Source organism: Pikeienuella sp. (genome assembly GCF_046290545.1).
GTDB lineage: Bacteria > Pseudomonadota > Alphaproteobacteria > Rhodobacterales > Rhodobacteraceae > Pikeienuella.
The window spans coordinates 1-16,547 of sequence record NZ_JBKAGV010000006.1 but is presented as its reverse complement, the minus strand read 5'-3'; the positions used below and the strand labels follow the sequence as shown (position 1 = coordinate 16,547).

Here is a 16,547-nt window from a genome sequence, read left to right as displayed (position 1 = left end):
GGTCGGGCTTTGTCACGGAAACGTCAAGAAGCGCGGCGGCGGTTCCCGCCGATCTCCGGCGTCCCGAATTCGGCGTGGCAGATGTCCGCCAGCCGGCCGATCCCCTCCCGGATCGTCTCCGGGCAGGGATTGGCGAAGCAGATGCGAATCCAGCGCCCGGCATCCCCGCCCCTGGACCATTCGCGCCCCGGATTGACGGCGACGCCCTTGGCGGCGGCGATCTCCGCGAGCCGGGTGGAATCCACCCCCTCCGGCAGCTTCACCCAGAGGAAGATGCCGCCCGGCGGGCGGGAGAATTCGACTGAGGCGCCGAAATGCTCGTCGAGCGCGGCGATGAGCGCATCGAGCTTGGCCTCCAGCGCGCGGTTCAGCTTAGCGACATGGTCGTCGAAATGCGCCGCGCAGAATTCCGCCAGCACCATCTGTTCGAGCGCGCCGGAGCCGGCGTCATGCTTGGCGGAAAGGATGCGGGAGAGGATCGCCCAGGGCGCGACGATGTAGCCGACGCGGAGCGCCGGGGCGATGGACTTGGAGAAGGAGCCGACATGAATCGTCCTCTCCGGCGCGAGCGCGGCGAGCGCGGGCGGGCGTTCGCCGGACCAGATCAGGTCCGAATAACATTCGTCCTCGAAGATCGGCAGCCCGTGCTCCCGGCAGAGCGCGGCGACGCGCTCCCGCCGTTCGAGCGGCATGATCGTGCCGGTCGGGTTGTGGACGGTCGGGATGATGTAGAGGAATTTCGGGCGCACCCCGTCCGCCTTCAGCCGCGCAAGCGCGGCGGCGAAGGCGTCCACGTCCATCCCCTGCCCGTCGACCGGGATCGTGACCATCCGCGCCCCGGCGCGCTGGAGCCGGGGGAAGATGCCGCCGTAATTCGATTCCTCGACAATCACCGTGTCCCCCGGCGTCAGCATCGCCGCGTTCACGAGGTCGAGCCCCTGCAGCGAACCCGACGTCAGCAGGATCTCGTCCGGGTCCACGCTCATCCCCGCCGCGCGCTTCAGCTTCGCGGCGAGGAAGTCGCGCAGCGGGCGATAGCCGAGCGGGCCGGATTGCAGGAAATAGGTGCCGAGCGTCCGCCCCTCACGGCCCAGCACGGCGTCGGCGGCGGCGCGCAGCGCCTCCACCGGCACGGAGGTCTCGTCATTGTGCCCGCCGACGAAGTTGAACGGCGGGAAGCCGGTCCAGCGCGGGCTCTCGGCCAGTTCGGGCCGGGCGAAGGCGGCGATATCGAAGCTCATGGCGCGTCTCCCTTTTTTCTTGGCTTGTAGGGCTCCATGCCCGCGCGCGCGAGGCTGTCGGCCCTTTCGTTCTCCTCATGGCCGGCATGGCCCTTGACCCATTTCCAGGTCACGGAATGGCGGGCCTGCGCGGCGTCGAGCGCGCGCCAGAGGTCTTCGTTCTTCACCGGCTTCCGGTCCGCCGTCTTCCAGCCGTTGCGCTTCCAGCCGTGAATCCACTGGGTGACGCCGCCCTTCACATAGTTGGAATCGGTGACGACGGTGATTTCGGTCGGCTTGCCGAGCGCGTTCAGCGCCTCGATGGCGGCCATGAGCTCCATGCGGTTGTTGGTCGTGTGCGCCTCGCCGCCCTTGATCTCGCGCTCCCGCACCACCGCGCCGTCCTTCCGCGCGACGAGGAGCGCGCCCCAGCCGCCGGGGCCGGGATTGCCGGAGCAGGCGCCGTCCGTATAGGCGATGAACTCAGGCATCGGATTTCCGGCAGAAGATGTGCATCACCTCCTCGGGCACGCCGTCATAGCCGCCGCCCTGCTTCTCCCGCAGGTCGATGTCGCGGAAGCCGGCCTCCGCGAGCAGGCGCCCGATCTCCTCCCGCCCGAAATAGGAATAGAAGCGGCCGAGCGAATCACGCGCCTCGCCCTCCCCCTTCTTCAGGCCGAGATAGAGCAGCCCGCCGGGGCGGAGCGCGCGCGCGATGCGGGCGAGATTGCCCTCCATCGCGGCGCGGGGCGCATGCAGGAGGCAGAAGGAGGCCCAGATCCCGGCATAGCGGGCGACGGCGTCTAGCCCTTCGAAGCGCATCACCTTCACGTTGATTCCCGTCAGCTTCGACGCCTCCGCGGCGAGGCCGGCGGAGCCGTCGAACGCCTCGACCTTCCGGCCCGCGTCCAGCATCCGCTTCGCCGCCCAGCCGCCGCCGCAGCCATAGTCGAGGAGCCGCCCCTCCGGCGCCATCGAGAGGAACTTTTCGAGCCAGGCGTATTCGCCCTTGGGCGCCGACCAGTCGGCATAGGCCGCGCCTTCACGGTCATAGAAGGCGAGCGTCTCCTCGTCCCCGCTCACGCCTGCGCCTCCAGCCATGCGGGCAGGTCCGCCACCGAGTCGAGCGCCGCCTCCGCCCCTGCGGCGAGGAGCGGGGCGGCCGCCGGGCCGCGCAGCGCGGCGCGCGCTGCGGGCGCCAGCGCCGCCAGCGCCTCGGCGGAGAGCCCCGCGCCGTTGCCCGAAAGCGTGACGCCGACAGCCCGCGCGCCGGCGGCCCTCGCCGCCTCGATTCCCGGCGTGCTGTCGTCCACGACGAGGATGGCGGCGGGGTCGCCCTCGCCCAAAGCCGCCATCGCGGCGAGGATCATGTCCGGCGCCGGGCGCGGGGCCTTCACCTCGTCGGCGCAGATCGCGACCTCGGGGGAGACGCCGGCGGCGGCGGCGCGGGGGATGACATGATCCATGATCTCCCGCGCATAGCCGGTCGTCGAGCCGATCCGCAGCCCCCGGGCCCGGAGCGCGGCCAGCGCTTCCGGCGCGCCCGGAACCGGCGCCGCCTCCCGCGCCGCGATGTCCGCCGCGAGGGGGGCGAAGGCTTCGTAGAGCCGGGCGACCGCGGCCTCCCCGGCCTCGCCCTGCGCGGCTTCCCAGCGCGCCCGGAGCGGCGCCCCGGCCAGCATCGCGCGGAGATGGGCGCGCTTTTCCAGCCCCATCGGCGCCCGCGCCTCCGCCTCCGTCGCCTCGACTCCGAAGCGCGCGAAGGCCTCGACGAAGGCGAGGGCCGGGGCGCGGGAGCCGTGGTCCACGAGCGTTCCCGCCCAGTCGAACACGACGGCGCGGATCAAAGCGCCTCCCCGGCGCCGGACACGGCGATCCAGAGGCAGGAGACCACCACCGCCGTCAGCAGGAGCCGCAGCGCGAGCCACCAGCGCGGCGCGAGCCCCGCGCGCTGGAAGAGGAAGTCTATGGGAAGGAGCGCCGGAAAGCCGACGAGCAAGAGGTCCGCCTGCCGCCCCGGCTCCACCACGAGCGCGAGGACCATGACGACCGCGGGCGCCACCGCGAGGCCGAGCCAGCGCCAGCCCGCATCCCCGGCCGTCTTCTTCCCCGCCACGGCGAAGCCCCAGAAGACGCCGCTCATATAGGCGAAGATCACGAGCCCGTAGACCTCCGCCACCAGCAGCGCCGGGGCGAGGTCGATCTCCAGCCGCGGCTCCTGCCCGGCAAGGGCGGCGTAGAGGAAGGGCAGGAGCCCGGCGAGGCCGAGCAGCAGCGCCGGGCGGGGAATGGCGAAGCTCATGGCCTCAGGCGCGTTCCGCCGCCAGCCGCGCGCCGAGGAGCAGGAAGGCCGCGGCGAAGGTCCTGTTCAGCCAGCGCATCGCCCGCTCGGAGGCCAGCACCCAGTCCCGCGCTGCGGCGGCGAAGGCGCCGTAGACGACGAAGACGGCGAAGGTCATCGCCATGAAGACGGCCCCGAGCGTCATCATCTCCGCCGTCGCCGTCTCCGGCGCGCCGGAAAGGAAAGGCGGCAGGAGCGCGAGGAAGAAGATCGAGAGCTTGGGGTTCAGGATGTTGATGAGCGCGCCGCGCTGCGCCACGCGCCAGCCCGGCTCCCGCTCCCGCGACGGCTCGATCCGGAGCGCGCCGCCGGCGCGGATCGCCTGATAGGCGAGCCAGAGGAGATAGGCGACGCCGGCGAACTTCACGATGGTGAAAAGGAGCGCGCTGGCGTGCAGCGCCGCCGCGAGGCCGAGCGAGGCCGCGAGCAGATGCGGCACGATCCCGAACGTGCAGCCGAGCGCGGCGAAGATCGCGGCGCGCCGCCCCGCCCCGAGCCCGATGGCGAGGGTGTAGAGAACCCCCGTCCCCGGCGCGAGGACGACGACGAAGGCGGTGAGAAGAAACTGCGCAGACAGCATCAGGCCGGCTCCCTCAAAATCCGCGGCGCGCGGAACTCGACGTTCTCGACCGCCGTCTCCACCAGCTCGACCGTCACGTCGTAGCGCGCGCGGAAGGCGTCTATCACCTCCTCGACCAGCACTTCGGGGGCCGAGGCGCCGGCGGTGACGCCGACCGCCTTCGCGCCGTCCAGCGCCCGCCAGTCGATATCCGCCGCGCGCGGCGCGAGCTGGGCGTAGCCGCACCCCGCTTTCCGCCCGACCTCGACCAGCCGCTGGGAATTCGAGGAATTCGGGGAGCCGATCACGATCAGCGCGTCGATCCGCGGGGCCATCGCCTTCACCGCGCCCTGGCGGTTCGTCGTGGCGTAGCAGATATCCTCCTTGTGCGGGCCCACGATGGCGGGGAACCGCGCCTTCAGCGCCTCCACGATCTCCGCCGTATCGTCCACCGAGAGGGTGGTCTGCGTGATCCAGGCGAGGCGCTCCGGATCCCGCGGGGCGAGGCGCGCGACATCCCCGACCGTCTCGACCAGCAGCACCTCGCCTTCCGGCAGCTGGCCCATCGTGCCGACCGTCTCCGGGTGGCCCTCATGGCCGATCATGACCATCTGGAGCCCGTTCCGGTGATGCCGCTCCGCCTCGATATGCACCTTGGAGACGAGCGGGCAGGTGGCGTCGACGAACAGCATCTCCCGCCGCCGCGCCTCCTCGGGCACCGACTTCGGAACGCCATGGGCGGAGAAGATCACCGGCCGGTCCGGCGGGCATTCCTCCAGCTCCTCGACGAAGACGGCGCCCTTCGCCCGGAGCCCGTCCACCACGAAGCGGTTATGCACGATCTCGTGCCGGACATAGACCGGCGCGCCCCATTTCGAGAGCGCCATCTCCACGATCTTGATCGCCCGGTCCACGCCCGCGCAGAAGCCGCGCGGCGCGGCGAGGAAGAGGGTGAGGGGCGGCTTGCTCATGCCGAGAGGCTTAACCGACCCCCGCCGCGATGGGAAGCGCCGGGGCCCGCGCCGCGCCCTCAGCGGGAGAAATTCCCGTTCCGCGCCCCCGCGCCGCCATCGACCGTCACCACCGTTCCGGACATGTAGGAGGCCCGTTCCGAGACGAGGAAGGCGACCACGTCCGCCACCTCGGCCACCGTCGCCGCACGCCCGAGCGGGTTCGCGGCGAGCGCGTCGCGCCAGCCCTCCTCGCCCCCCGTCTTCGCCTTCCGCGCCGTCTTCAGCAGCGTCGCCAGCCGCTCCGTCTCCGTCAGGCCCGGCTGCACGGCGAGGACGCGGACGCCGTATTCGATGCTGACCCCGCCGACCGCGCGCGTGAAGGCGTTGAGCGCGGCGTTGCCCGTCGTCCCGGCCACATAGCCCCAGTCATGCCGCTCCGCCGCGAGGCCGGTGACGTTGAGGATCACCCCGCCTCCCTGTCCCCGCATCGCGGCGAGGAAGGCGCGGGAGAGGTTGACGTAGCCGAAGACCTTCAGCTCCCAGGCCTCGCGCCAGCGCGCCTCGTCGATGGCGTCGATATCCCCGCCCGGAATCGCGCCGGCGTTGTTCACGAGGATGTCGGGCGCGCCCGTCTCCGCCAGGAGCGCCGCCGCGCTCCCGCGCGCGGAGAGGTCCATCGCGACGCCCCGCGCTTCCGCGCCCTTCGCCGTCAGCGCGGCGACCGCGGCGTCGAGCCCCGGCCCGCCGCGCGCGACGAGGGTCACCGCCGCGCCCTCCGCCGCCAGCGCCTCGGCTACGCCGAAGCCGATTCCCTTCGAGGCGCCGGTGACGACCGCGCGCCTTCCCTTCAGTCCGAGATCCATGCCTTCCCCCTCATGCGCGGGCGAGCGTCCGGAGCGCCACGCGCCGTTCGCCGCCGCGGATCGTCGCCTCGGCCCCCGGCGCGAGCCCGGCGAGCGCCGGCTCTTCCGCCCCGGATTCCGCCTGCACCTGCGCACAGAGCGCCTCCGTCGCCGCAAGTTCGACGCCGAGCTCGCGCGTCAGCGCCTCGACCCGGCTGGCGACGTTGACAGTATCTCCGATCACCGCGAATTCCAGCCGGTTGGCGCCGATGTCGCCAAGCACGGCGGGGCCGAAATGCAGCCCGAAGCCGGCGCGGATCGCCGGCTCCCCCGCCGCCTCCCGTTCCCGGCTCCACGCCGCCATGACGGCGACCATGGCCCGCGCGCAGCGGAGCGCGCGGGTCGCGTCGGCCTCGCCGGCGGCCGGGGTTCCGAAGGTCGCCATCAGCCCGTCGCCCAGATACTTGTCGAGCGTGCCGCCATGGCGGAACACCTCCGCCTCCATCCTCCGGTGAAAGTCCCGCAGCGCGTAAATGGCCTCGACCGGCTTCCGCTCCGCGGCGAAGGCGGTGAAGCCCACGATGTCGACGAAGAGAACGGCGACGTCCTGCGTGCGGATCTCCTTAAGCGGATCGTCGTTGCGGGAAAGCGCGGCGACGACATTGGGCGAAAAGTAGCGCGCGAGATTGGCCCTCTCCCGCTCCGCCGCGGCCTGCCCGAGGACGAGGCGGCCGTAGCGCCGCATGGTGAACGCCAGCGTCGCCGCCACGAGGAGGACGACGACGACCTCCTCGGCGCGCAGAAAGGCCATCGGATCTGTGGGGTCGAGATAGTCGAGCATCGCCGGGTCATGGCCGAACGCCGCCTGCGCCGCCGCCGCAAGTTCCGGCCGCTCCGATCCGAGCAGCACGACGGCAAGCAGCCCGAGCCCCCAGGCGAGGGCGACGATCACGCCGATCGCCCAGACCGTGCGCCACGTATAGGCGAGGCAGCCGAGAGCGAGGAAGAGGAAGAAATACTTGAAGCCGTCGAGCCGGTAGCGCATCGCCTCCGGCCAGTCCGCCGTCGAGAACGGGCCGGGGACGAGGAAGGCGACCGTGAGGAGAACCACGTCGCAGACGATCAGCGCCAGCTCCGCCCGAGAGCGGCCGACGCGCGCGACCCGCCGTTGCGCCCAGCCGATGAGCACGAAGAGTGCGACCACGCCGAGGTAGAAGAGAACCTCCTCCCGCGGCGCAATGAAGACGGTCATCACGGCGATGACGCCCATGACGCCGAGCCGGACGCGGAAGGCGAGGTCCATCCCCTCCCGCTTGTGCCGCTCCAGCGCGGCCAGCGCGAAGGCCTCCGTCGGCGTCTCCGGCGCGGCGCGCGCCGCGCTGCTTCCGTCCAGAACCCGGCGCAGGCGACCGACAGGCGCCTCAAGTCTCTCCCGCTCCATGCGCATCGCTCCGCCGCCGCTCGCCTCGCCCGAGTCTGGCATGGCGGGCGGCGCGGGGAAACCGGCTCAGCGCTCCGTCATCGCGTGATTGAGCGACCGCTCGATGGGCTTCAGGAGATATTCCAGCACGGTCCGCCGCGCCGTCTGGATTTCCGCGCTCACGACAAGGCCGGCGCGGACCGGGCGGCGGAAGGCGCCGGAGCCGATATGGTCGTCGTCGAGCGCGACCACCGTGCGGAAATAGGGCTCCTTCTGCTCCGGCGTCACCGAAGTGGGGGAGATGGATTCGATCGTGCCCGTGAGATCGCCATAGCGGCGCGCGTCATAGGTCGTCGGCTTGAGGACGACCGCCTGGCCCGGCGCGACATGGCCGATATCGTTTGGCGAAAGGCGGACGATCGCGACGAGGCGCTGGTCCGTGGGCAGCAGCTCGAACATCGCGCCGCCGGGCGGGACGACCTCGCCCGCGGCGCCGTAGGCGGCGGTCTGCACGATGCCGGCCTCCGGCGCCCGGACGACGAGCCGGCCCTCCCGCCCCTCGATCTCCCCGAGCAGGAGCGAAAGGCGCTCCACCTCCTGCAACGCGACGTAGAGCGCCTTCAGGTTCTCCTCCCGATAGGCGAGATCGGCTTCGGAGAGCGCGGCCTCCGCCTCGGCCAGCGCCGTCTCCGCGTCGGCGAGCGCGACTTCCGCGCCGATCAGTTCGGCGCGCACCGTCTCGGTGACGTCGCGCTGCCGGGTCATCTGCACTTCGCTCACGAGGCCCTTCGCGGAGAGCGCCTCCATCCGCGCCACGTTGCCCTCGTTGAGCTGGACGCGGGACGCCGCATTGTCCCTAAGCCGCCGCGCGGCGAGGACGCCGGCGCGCCGCGCCTCGATCCGCTCGCCAAGCATCGCCATCCGCGCGCGATGGAGCGCGTGCTGCGCGACCGCATAATCAGCCATCGCCGCGCCGGGATCGGCCGAGGCGAGCGTCGCGACGGGAACCTCCCCGGCCAGAACCGCGCGAAGCCGCGCCGCCTCGGCCCGCGCCGAATCGAGCTGGCGCACCGTCTCATCCCGCTCCGTGCGGAGGCGAGGCTGCTCCAGCCGGGCAAGCGGCGCGCCGGCGAGGACCGGCTCTCCCTCACGGACGAGGATCTCCGCCACCACGCCGCCGTCGAGATGATCGACGCGGAGAAGCTCCCCGGTCGGCGCGATCTCCCCCTCGGCCCGCGCGAGCTCGCCGACTTCCGCAACCCCCGCCCAGACGATAGCGCCGCCGATCAGCCCGGCGACGACGAGGATGGTCAGGCGCGCGGCCTGCGGCGCCGCCGAGCGTTCGCGCGCCAGCTTCTCCGCCAGAACGCCTTGCGCTGGTTTTCTTCCGAACACGGCCTGCTCACTTTCCGTTCAGATGGGCCTGCAGGGCGGCGACCTTGCGCCGCGCCGGCGCGCCCTTTTCATTCACCGCCACGCGCCCGCGATCGAGCATCACGAGCCGGTCCGCGAGCTCGAAATGCGAGGGCCTGTTGGTGACCATCAGCACGGTCTTCGCGCCCTTCAGGCTCGCGACGATGTCGAGGAAGGCCTGCTCGCGCGCGTTGTCGAGCCCGATGCAGGGCTCCCCGAAGAGGTAGATGTCGGCCGGGCGCAGCAGGCAGCGCGCCAGCGAAAGCCCCTTCACCATCGCCGGCGAGAGCCTCTTCAGCAGCGACTCGGTCAGCCGCGTGTCGATCCCCTCCGGCAGCCGCCGCACCTCCGCCGCGAGGCGCAGCCGCTCGAGCCAGAGCCAGATTTCCTCGTCGGTGACGGTCGGATGCGCCATCTGCAGGTTCTGGCGCACGGTGCCGTGGAGAAATTCCGGCGTCTGGAGGTCATAGCTTATGGCGTTGCGCAACTCGTCGGCCGCGATCTGGCGATAGTCGATCCCGTCGAGCTGGATGCTGCCCGCGGTCGGGACGTAGAGCTTCACGATCAGGCTCAGGAGCGTCGACTTGCCGGAGCCGCCATGGCCGCAGATCATGACGAGTTCGCCCGGCTCCGCCGAGAGCGAGACGCCGGAGAGAACGGGGTCGAGCGCGCTGTCGAACCGGTGCGTGACGTTGACCACCGCGATCCGCCCGGTAAAGGCCTTCATCCGGCTCGTCGCGACGCCTCGGGTGAACTCCTCCGGCAGGGCGAGCACACGATCGGCCTGCCGCCGGCTCCGGGAGAAGGTCTCTATCTGCCCGGACGCTGCGTAGAGCGCCTGGATCGGCGCCAGATAGCGCCAGACCAGCGCCATGACCGCGATCAGTCCGCCGAAAGTGAGGTCCCCCGAGAGCGCCTGCGCCGCGCCCAGCCCGACGACGCCCACGCCGGCGGCCATCATCAGGCCCTGCCCGATCGTCTGTGCAATCACCGCGCGGGTTTTTGCCCGCCTTGCGTCGGACGCGGCGACGGAAGCCAGCCTGTCAGCCCTCTGCGCCCAGACCGGACCTGCGCCGAGCCGCTGTATGGAGAGCTGCTTGACCGCGATCTCGAACAGAAGCTTCTGGTGCGCCGCCCGGCTCTTAGCCGCCGCCTCGTTGAGCCGCCGCCGCCCCGGGGCCACGGCGACGCCGGCGATCAGGTAGAGGCAGGTCACCCCCGCGAGCATGAAGCCGATGACCGGCGACAGTGCGAAGATGGCGACGAAGAACAGCAGCGTGAAGGGCAGGTCCAGCGCCGCCGAGAAGAGCGGTCCGGTGAAGACGTCGCGGAGCGATTCGAACTGCTTGAGCCGGGAAAGCTGCTCGTGCACGCCGGACTTCTCCACCTGGCCGAGCGGCATCGCCATGAGTTTGCGGAAGAGCGCGAGGCCGAGCCCGCGCTCCACCCGCACCCCGAGATCGGCGAGCGCCCGCGCCCGGATGACGCGCAGCGCGATATCGGCGGCGAGCACCATCGCCATCGCCCCGGTGAGCGAGATCAGGAAGTCCGTCGCTCCTACAGGGATCGCCCGGTCATAGATCACCATCACCAGAACCGGCGTGGCGAAGGCCATCAGGTTGGTGAAGAACGAGGCGAGCAGGAGGCTCGCCAGCACCCCGCGCGAACCGCGAAGGAGGTCGATCAGCGCCATGACCCGCGGCGGTTTGCCCTCCGTCGCCGGCAGGATGCGCACGACATGGCCCGCCCCCTGGGGCGCGCGCCGCCAAGACGGCTCCGCCTCGCCCGGCTCGAGGATCAGCGCTTCGCCCGGGCGCGCATCGAAGGCCGCGCGCGCCGCGCCGCGCGAATCGATCAGAAGACAGGGGCAATCATCCGCCATCAGCCGTTCGAGCCGCGCGGGGAGCACGGCGTGCGGCACGCCGAGATTCTCGAGCGTCGAGACCAGTTCGGCGGCGTCGAGCGCCGGCGCCATGTGCGGCAGCGCGGTCAGCAGCCCGCGCTCGTCGCCGCCCCATCCGGCCTGCCGCACCAGCGCGCGGAGGAGGCCTATCGCGTCGTCGCGGAGCGTCGCGCCCTCGGGCGAGGGGATCGCGGCCGGGGCGTTCATCCCGCCTCCTGCAGCCTGGACGCGCGGCCGCCGGCCCGCGCCCGGCGCGGAGGCCGCGCCGCCGGCCGGCCGGGCTTGACCATTTCGGCGAGGCTGAGCCGGTAGGGAGGCTGCGCGCCGTTGCCGCGGGAGGTCATCTCCCGCCAACTGAGGCGATAGACTTCGTTCGTCTCCTCCGCCCGCCGGGCCGGCGAGACCAGGCGCACGAGGTTCGGGCTTAACGCCATCCATCCGGGCCGCCGCGTGACGAGGATCAACGTTGTCGTCCCCTCAAGCGCCGCGAGCGCGGCCAGCGCGCGCTCGTCCGAGGGCCGGTCCATCGCCGTGTTGGCCTCGTTGAAGAGCAGGAGCTTCGGTTTCAGTGCGAGCGCCCGCGCCAGCGCCACGCGCTGGAGGAAGGAGTGAGAGGCCGCGCCGCCCGAACGCCCAAGCATGGTCTCGTAGCCCTGGGGAAGCCGCCGGATTTCCTCGTCGAGGCCGAGCGCACGGGCGGCCTCCAGCGCCTGCTCCACATGTTCGGCCCGGTCAGTGAGGGCGATGTTGTCAAGGATCGAGCCCTGAAAAACGGCTGGCCGCTGGTCCACGTAGACGATCCCGCCTCGCCCGCGCCTCAACGCATGATCCGCCGCCGGCGCCCCGTCGATCCGGACCTCGCCCGCGCTCGGGTGCTCTTCGGACAGGATAAGACGCAAGAGCGTGGTCTTGCCCGCGCCATCGTCGCCCGTGACGATGAGACGCCCGCCAGCCGGAACGTGGAAGGAAAGGCCTTCGAACAGCGCGCCTTCCGAGCCGCCGCGCCGCGCCGTCAGGCCCCGCGCCTCGACTTCTCCGCAGAGCGCCGGAGGAGTCACGGCAGGACCCGCGCGCCGGGGCAGCGCCGCGAGCGCCGAGACCTTCCGCCGCGCGGCGGCCACACCCTCCGCATGCGACCAGACCCCGATCAGCTTCAGCATCGGCTGGACCGCCCTGCCGTTCAGCAGCGTGCAGGCCGCAAGCTCCGCGACGCCGATATCGCCATGGATCACCAGATAGGCTCCGAAGAGAGCCATCGCCGCCGTCGCCGCCTGCGCGAAGACCGAACCGAAGGACTGGCTGAGGCTGGCGAGCAGCACGAGCCGCCGGCTGGCCGAGGCGGAGCCCTCCTGCAGCACCTCGTAGCGGCGCAGGAGCGGCGCCTCCATCCGGTGGGCCTTGATCGTCGCCATCCGCTCGAGAAACTCGTTGAGGAAGGCGAATCGCCGCGCATCGACCGAGCGCCGCTCGTCGAACAGGCGGAACTGGACCTTCCGGAACGCGAGGCTGACGCAGATCATGAGCGCGGCGGCGACGAGCGGAACCGCCACGAGCCAGCCGCCGATATGCCAGATCAGCCCTGCGAAGACCGCGACGAAGGCGATGTCGATCGCGAGCAGCCGGCCGTCCCCGCCCGCATGGTCGCGAAGCTGCGTGACGGCCGCGAGCCGCTCGAACCGGGCCGGAGCCGGCTCGGCGTCGAACTCCGCCGGGTCCGCCTCCAGCGCGCGCCTCGTGGCCAGCGCGTGAAGGCGAAGCTCGTAGTCCTCCGCCGAGGCCGACATCAGCGTCGCCCGCGCCGCCTTGAGCGCGAAATCGAGCAGGATCGCAGCGAAGAGCCCAAGGATCAGAAGAAGGAGCGTGTGCGACGCCTGGTAGGGGATCACCCGGTCGAAGATCTGCAGCATCACGAGCGGCAAGAGCAGGGTCAGCAGGTTTACGGCGAGCGACGCCGCCACCGCCGAGACAGGCGGCGGGGGCGCGGCGATCGCCGCTTCTCCCGATGTCAACGCTTCTTTCATGCCGAATCGATGCTCCTGCGGCTCTCGCCACCGCCTGAGACTTGCCCGCTGCGGGTTGTGACATTCTTTATGGCAAGTCCCGGACTAGGCGCGATTCTCCGAAAACCCGCCGCTCCTGCGAAGGCGGCCGCAAGGAAGCGTCAACGATTCTCATCCATGCGGGTTGTCGTGTTGTGCGTGGGGTGGGGCCTATGGATTCGCGGGACGGAGCCTGGAGCGGCGCGGAGCGCTTCGACGTCGAGACTGCGGACGCCGACCGCAAGGCGCGTCGGCGCCTCGCCGAATCGACCGAAGGCGACCGCTTTGCGAAGGAAGACAACCGCGCCATCGCAACGCTGCACTATGGCGAGCCCGAGATGCCCGAGGCGCTGCGCTCCGCCGTCGCCGAGGAGGGCGGCGCGGCCGGCGAAGCTGACGGCGCCGCGCCCGCCGACGCCGCCCCGGAAGTCGACGCGGCCCCGCGCGACGCCGAGGGCGGCGCCCCGTACAACGCCTTCGCCGCCGACGCGCGATCCGACGCGGCCCCCGCGCCGGACGGCGCCCTGACGATCCCGAACGGCAAGGGCGACGCCACGCCCGATCTCGCTCCGGAGGCTCCGGTCCGCCAAGGCGCCGCGCCCGCCCGGTCGGCAGCGGCGATTGTGGATCTTTCGCCCGCAGGCGACGGGGCGGCGCCGGCAGACCCGGAGCGGCCCGGCGAGGAGAACCCGCCGGAAGGCCCGGCCGAGCCGCCGCGCGAACCGGTCGGGGAGTCAGAGCCGCAGGACCCGGACGGAGAAGAGCCGGCCCCTGCAACGAACAAAGCCCCGACGGCCGTGTCGCTCTCCGCCTCGGAGGTCGACGAGAACGCCGCCGGCGCGGTCATCGGGACGGTGACCGTCGCTGATCCCGATGACGGCGACAGCCACAGCCTCTCCGTCTCCGACGCGCGCTTCGAGATCGTCGGCGGCCAGCTGAAGCTGAAGGACGGCGTGAGCCTGGACCACGAGGCGGAGCCGACCGTCTCGGTGACGGTCACCGCCACGGATTCCGGCGGCCTCTCGAAGGCCCAGAGCTTCGACATCGCGGTGGCCGACCTCAACGAGGGCCCGACCGCGGTGTCGCTCTCCGCGACCGACGTGGACGAGAACGCCGCCGGGGCGGTCATCGGGACCGTCACGGTCGCCGATCCGGACGACGGCGACAGCCACACGCTCGCCGTCTCCGACGCCCGCTTCGAGATCGTCGGGGGGCAGCTGAAGCTGAAGGACGGCGTGAGCCTGGACCATGAGGCCGAGCCGACGGTGAGCGTCACCGTCACGGCGACCGACGCTGGCGGCCTGTCTCGGGCCCAGAGCTTCGACATCGCCGTCGCCGACCTCAACGAGGGCCCGACCGCGGTGTCGCTCTCCGCGACCGACGTGGACGAGAACGCCGCCGGGGCGGTCATCGGGACCGTCACGGTCGTTGATCCCGATGACGGCGACGCGCACACGCTCTCCGTCTCCGACGCGCGCTTCGAGGTCGTCGGGGGCCAGCTCAAGCTGAAGGACGGGGTGAGCCTCGACCATGAGGCGGAGCCCACCGTCTCGGTGACGGTCACCGCCACGGATTCCGGCGGGCTCTCGAAAGTGCAGAGCTTCGACATCGCCGTTTCCGACCTCAACGAGGGCCCGACCGCCGTCAGCCTCTCAGCCTCGGATGTCGACGAGAACGCCGCCGGGGCGGTCATCGGGACGGTGACCGTCGCCGACCCCGATGACGGCGACAGCCACAGCCTCCGACGCAAGGTCGAGATCGTCGGGCAGGAAGCTGAAGGACGGCGTGAGCTGACCCGAGCCGACGGTGAGCGTCACCGTCGGTGACCGACCGGCCTGTCTCGGGCCGAGCTTCGACATCGCCGTTCCGACCTCAACAGGCCCGACCGCGCGTCTCTCAGCCTCGATCGACGAGAACGCCGCCGGGGCGTCATCGGGACGGTGACCGGCCTCGACCCATGCCGACGCGCGCTCTCCGTTCCGACGCGCGCTTCGAGACGTCGGGGGCAGCTCAAGCTGAAGAGGCGTGGACAGAAGGCGAGCCCACCGTCTCGGTGACGGTGACCGCCACGGATTCCGGCGGCCTCTCGAAAGCGCAGAGCTTCGACATCGCCGTCGCCGACCTCAACGAGGGCCCGACCGCGGTGAGCCTCTCCGCGACCGACGTGGACGAGAACGCCGCCGGCGCGGTGATCGGAACGGTCACGGTCTCCGACCCCGACGCCGGCGACAGCCACAGCCTCGCCGTCTCCGACGCCCGGTTCGAGATCGTCGGGGGCCAGCTGAAGCTGAAGGACGGCGTGAGCCTCGACCACGAGGCGGAGCCGACGGTCTCGGTGACGGTGACCGCCACGGATTCCGGCGGCCTCTCGAAAGCGCAGAGCTTCGACATCGCGGTGGCCGACCTCAACGAGGGCCCGACCGCGGTCAGCCTCTCCGCGACCGACGTGGACGAGAACGCCGCCGGGGCGGTCATCGGGACCGTCACGGTCGCTGATCCGGACGACGGCGACAGCCACAGCCTCTCCGTCTCCGACGCGCGCTTCGAGATCGCCGGCGGCCAGCTCAAGCTGAAGGACGGCGTGAGCCTGGACCACGAGGCGGAGCCCACCGTCTCGGTGACGGTGACCGCCACGGATTCCGGCGGGCTCTCCCGCGCCCAGAGCTTCGACATCGCCGTTTCCGACCTCAACGAGGGCCCGACCGCGGTGAGCCTCTCCGCGACCGACGTCGACGAGAACGCCGCCGGGGCGGTGATCGGGACGGTGACTGTGGCGGACCCCGACGCCGGCGACAGCCACAGCCTCTCCGTCTCCGACGCCCGCTTCGAGATCGTCGGGGGGCAGCTGAAGCTGAAGGACGGCGTGAGCCTCGACCATGAGGCGGAGCCGACCGTCTCGGTGACGGTCACCGCCACGGATTCCGGCGGGCTCTCGAAAGTGCAGAGCTTCGACATCGCCGTTTCCGACCTCAACGAGGGCCCGACCGCGGTGAGCCTCTCCGCGACCGACGTCGACGAGAACGCCGCCGGCGCGGTCATCGGGACCGTCACGGTCGCTGATCCGGACGCCGGCGACAGCCACACGCTCTCCGTCTCCGACGCGCGCTTCGAGATCGTCGGCGGCCAGCTGAAGCTGAAGGACGGGGTGAGCCTCGACCACGAGGCGGAGCCGACCGTCTCGGTGACGGTCACCGCCACGGACTCCGGCGGCCTCTCGAAGGCCCAGAGTTTCGACATCGCGGTGGCCGACCTCAACGAGGGCCCGACCGCCGTCAGCCTCTCCGCGACCGACGTCGACGAGAACGCCGCCGGCGCGGTGATCGGAACGGTGACCGTCGCTGATCCCGACGACGGCGACGCGCACACGCTCTCCGTCTCCGACGCCCGCTTCGAGATCGTCGGGGGGCAGCTGAAGCTGAAGGACGGCGTGAGCCTGGACCATGAGGCGGAGCCCACCGTCTCGGTGACGGTGACCGCCACGGATTCCGGCGGGCTCTCGAAAGCGCAGAGCTTCGACATCGCCGTGGCCGACCTTAACGAGGGCCCGACCGCGGTGTCGCTCTCCGCGACCGACGTGGACGAGAACGCCGCCGGCGCGGTGATCGGGACGGTGACCGTCGCTGATCCCGATGACGGCGACGCGCACACGCTCTCCGTTTCCGACGCCCGCTTCGAGATCGTCGGCGGCCAGCTCAAGCTGAAGGACGGGGTGAGCCTGGACCACGAGGCGGAGCCGACGGTGAGCGTCACCGTCACGGCGACCGACGCTGGCGGCCTGTCTCGGGCCCAGAGCTTCGACATCGCCGTGGCCGACCTCAACGAGGGCCCGACCGCGGTCAGCCTCTCTCGAGTAAAGC

The 16,547-nt window shown here is 71.4% G+C and carries 13 protein-coding genes and 1 pseudogene; 2 read left to right on the top strand and 12 right to left on the bottom strand.

The genetic code is table 11. The features are described from left to right. Window positions 1-23: 23 nt before the first annotated feature. The 12 genes from ACE37J_RS04005 to ACE37J_RS03950 form a co-directional block, all read right to left on the bottom strand. Window positions 24-1,241 carry a PLP-dependent aminotransferase family protein gene (locus tag ACE37J_RS04005; RefSeq protein ID WP_409707406.1) on the bottom strand — a complete coding sequence of 406 codons (1,218 nt, stop codon included), beginning with the start codon at window positions 1,239-1,241 and terminating at the stop codon, window positions 24-26. Beyond that, window positions 1,238-1,711: a ribonuclease HI gene (gene rnhA / locus ACE37J_RS04000; RefSeq protein ID WP_409707403.1), complete on the bottom strand. Its 474-nt coding sequence runs from the start codon at window positions 1,709-1,711 to the stop codon at window positions 1,238-1,240. Before rnhA ends, ACE37J_RS04005 begins: the two co-directional genes overlap by 4 nt. Beyond that, complete coding sequence (locus ACE37J_RS03995; RefSeq protein WP_409707400.1) at window positions 1,704-2,303, bottom strand: class I SAM-dependent DNA methyltransferase; 600 nt, start codon at window positions 2,301-2,303, stop codon at window positions 1,704-1,706. Before ACE37J_RS03995 ends, rnhA begins: the two co-directional genes overlap by 8 nt. Continuing rightward, complete coding sequence (gene phnX / locus ACE37J_RS03990) at window positions 2,300-3,067, bottom strand: phosphonoacetaldehyde hydrolase (RefSeq protein WP_409707397.1); 768 nt, start codon at window positions 3,065-3,067, stop codon at window positions 2,300-2,302. Before phnX ends, ACE37J_RS03995 begins: the two co-directional genes overlap by 4 nt. Continuing rightward, complete coding sequence (locus ACE37J_RS03985) at window positions 3,064-3,522, bottom strand: DUF3429 family protein (protein ID WP_409707394.1); 459 nt, start codon at window positions 3,520-3,522, stop codon at window positions 3,064-3,066. The genes phnX and ACE37J_RS03985 overlap by 4 nt, the downstream gene beginning before the upstream one ends. Window positions 3,523-3,526: 4 nt before the next feature. Further along, window positions 3,527-4,141 (bottom strand): LysE family translocator, encoded by a 615-nt coding sequence (locus ACE37J_RS03980; RefSeq protein WP_409707391.1) that lies wholly within the window; start codon window positions 4,139-4,141, stop codon window positions 3,527-3,529. Beyond that, window positions 4,141-5,091, bottom strand: a complete 951-nt coding sequence (gene ispH, locus ACE37J_RS03975; RefSeq protein WP_409707388.1) for a 4-hydroxy-3-methylbut-2-enyl diphosphate reductase — start codon at window positions 5,089-5,091, stop codon at window positions 4,141-4,143. The genes ACE37J_RS03980 and ispH overlap by 1 nt, the downstream gene beginning before the upstream one ends. Window positions 5,092-5,150: 59 nt before the next feature. Next, entirely contained in the window at window positions 5,151-5,936 is a 786-nt protein-coding gene (locus ACE37J_RS03970; protein ID WP_409707385.1) for a short-chain dehydrogenase/reductase, read from the bottom strand. Between the two features lie 10 nt (window positions 5,937-5,946). Then, window positions 5,947-7,356, bottom strand: coding sequence for an adenylate/guanylate cyclase domain-containing protein (locus ACE37J_RS03965; RefSeq protein ID WP_409707382.1), 1,410 nt, complete (start codon window positions 7,354-7,356; stop codon window positions 5,947-5,949). A 66-nt stretch (window positions 7,357-7,422) separates the two neighbouring features. Further along, window positions 7,423-8,730 carry an HlyD family type I secretion periplasmic adaptor subunit gene (locus tag ACE37J_RS03960; RefSeq protein WP_409707379.1) on the bottom strand — a complete coding sequence of 436 codons (1,308 nt, stop codon included), beginning with the start codon at window positions 8,728-8,730 and terminating at the stop codon, window positions 7,423-7,425. A gap of 7 nt (window positions 8,731-8,737) precedes the next feature. Next, complete coding sequence (locus ACE37J_RS03955) at window positions 8,738-10,858, bottom strand: peptidase domain-containing ABC transporter (protein ID WP_409707376.1); 2,121 nt, start codon at window positions 10,856-10,858, stop codon at window positions 8,738-8,740. Further along, complete coding sequence (locus ACE37J_RS03950; RefSeq protein ID WP_409707373.1) at window positions 10,855-12,672, bottom strand: ABC transporter transmembrane domain-containing protein; 1,818 nt, start codon at window positions 12,670-12,672, stop codon at window positions 10,855-10,857. Before ACE37J_RS03950 ends, ACE37J_RS03955 begins: the two co-directional genes overlap by 4 nt. Window positions 12,673-12,863: 191 nt before the next feature. On the opposite strand from ACE37J_RS03950, the gene ACE37J_RS03945 reads away from it, so the two are divergent. Beyond that, on the top strand, window positions 12,864-14,516 hold the full coding sequence (locus ACE37J_RS03945; RefSeq protein ID WP_409707370.1) for a hypothetical protein: 1,653 nt from the start codon (window positions 12,864-12,866) through the stop codon (window positions 14,514-14,516). A 227-nt stretch (window positions 14,517-14,743) separates the two neighbouring features. Continuing rightward, window positions 14,744-16,547: pseudogene (locus tag ACE37J_RS03940) on the top strand (hypothetical protein); the annotation flags it as partial.